The sequence below is a fragment of the Actinoallomurus acaciae genome (assembly GCF_042429965.1).
Classification (GTDB): Bacteria; Actinomycetota; Actinomycetes; order Streptosporangiales; family Streptosporangiaceae; genus Actinoallomurus; species Actinoallomurus acaciae.
In genome coordinates this window covers 1-1,489 of the sequence record NZ_JBHLZP010000998.1, presented here as the reverse complement: position 1 = coordinate 1,489, position 1,489 = coordinate 1, and the positions used below count along the sequence as shown (strand labels likewise).

At 74.5% G+C, this 1,489-nt stretch carries 2 protein-coding genes and 1 pseudogene; 2 read left to right on the top strand and 1 reads right to left on the bottom strand.

Going from position 1 to position 1,489, the window contains the following annotated elements:
* Positions 1–415, top strand: a 415-nt coding sequence (locus ACFFNX_RS49800; RefSeq protein WP_378213488.1) for a hypothetical protein, incomplete at its 5' end; no start/stop codon positions are given.
* Between the two features lie 274 nt (positions 416–689).
* Complete coding sequence (locus ACFFNX_RS49795; RefSeq protein ID WP_378213487.1) at positions 690–1,424, top strand: HAD family hydrolase; 735 nt, start codon at positions 690–692, stop codon at positions 1,422–1,424.
* On the opposite strand, the pseudogene ACFFNX_RS49790 reads toward ACFFNX_RS49795, so the two are convergent.
* Positions 1,387–1,489, bottom strand: a pseudogene (locus tag ACFFNX_RS49790) (AraC family transcriptional regulator); the annotation flags it as partial. The gene ACFFNX_RS49795 and the pseudogene ACFFNX_RS49790 sit on opposite strands and share 38 nt — an antisense overlap.

The following is a 1,489-nucleotide window of genomic DNA, read 5'->3' as shown; positions in this document are numbered from 1 at the left end:
CGCGGGCGCGGGCGCGGGCGCGGGCGCGGGCGCGGGCGCAGAAGCGGGCACGAGCACGAGCGCGGACGCAGGCACGAGCGCGGACGCAGACGCGGGCACGGGCACGGGCACGGACGCAGGCGCAGACGCGGATGCACGCACGGACGCAGACGCAGACACCGATGCAGGCTCGGGCTCGGACACCGACGCAGGCGCAGGCACGGGCGCAGGCTCGGGCACGGATGCAGGCGCAGACGCAGGCTCGGACACCGACGCGGGCACGGGCACGGGCTCGGGCGAGGCACCCGCCTCGTCTTCGGCGTCGTCCGGCGAGTCCGCGAGCGCCATCAAGGCGAGCACCATGATCAAGGTGGTGCTGGCGGGCATGTTCCGGCGGCTGTTCGCGCGCTTGCGCGGCCGTTCCGGCCGCGACTGACTCCGGCCGCGGCTGACTCCCACCGTGGCTGGTTCCGACCGTTCCGACCCCGACTGACCCCCACCATGGCCGACCCTCACCATGGCTGACTCCGGCCGCGACCGACCCCGGCGGCGACGCGCCTCACCGGCCCGTGAAGCGACACTGGCGGTGAGGTGCGTCGCGCCCTCGGGCGCCCCGTCGGCCCGTGCCGTCGGCTATGAGGAACGTGGTCCCCTGAGCCGGGGGAAGGCCTGCCTCCCCCCGGCGGGTACGGGCGGTAAGGTCCAGCCACATGGCTGAACCAGTGGAAGCGGTGCTGTTCGACTTCTCCGGGACTCTCATGGTGACCGGGCCGGCCGACCAAGGGCTGGCCGCGATGTTCGCGGACGCGGGGATCGACCTGACGGAGGCGGAGGTCCACGAGTGGGCCCGGCGGCTGGAGAGGTCGGGCGGGCTGCCGGGAGGGCACTTCCCGGCGGTCATCCCCGAGGAGATCCGGGCCACCTGGGAGCGGCGTGACCTCGAGGCCGCCGCGCACCGGAACTCCTACACCTGGCTGATCCGCCACTCCGGCTGGCCGTGGCCCGAGCTGGCCGACACCGTGTACGAGAGCCGTACCCTGCCCGAGGCCTGGACGCCCTACCCCGACACGCTCCCCACGCTGCGTGCGCTGAAGGAGCACGGGATCCGTACGGCCGTGGTCAGCAACGTCGGCTGGGACCCGCGGCCGGTACTCGCCGCCCACGGCGTCGCCGCCCTGTTCGACTCCGTCCTGCTGTCGTACGAGGAGGGCCACTGCAAGCCCGATCCCGTACTGTTCAAGACCGCCTGCGAACGTCTGGACGCCGACCCCGGCCGTACGCTCATGGTGGGCGACGACCGGCGGGCCGACGGCGGTGCCGAGGCGGTCGGCATCCGCACGTTCTTCGTCGACCCGCTCCCGGCGCACGAACGCCCCGAGGGGTTCGCGCCGCTGCTCGCGGAGGCGCTCAGCCGGGCGCCGCGGCGCGGTGCTCCTGCGGGCTGATGCCCCGCTCGCGTTTGAAGGCGGCGCTCAGCGCGAACGCGCTGCCGTAGCCGACCCGCCGCGCG

Coding starts and splice junctions, on each gene's coding strand:
- ACFFNX_RS49795 (WP_378213487.1), top strand. CDS start 690: ATGGCTGAACCAGTGGAAGCGGTGCTGTTCGACTTCTCCGGGACTCTC.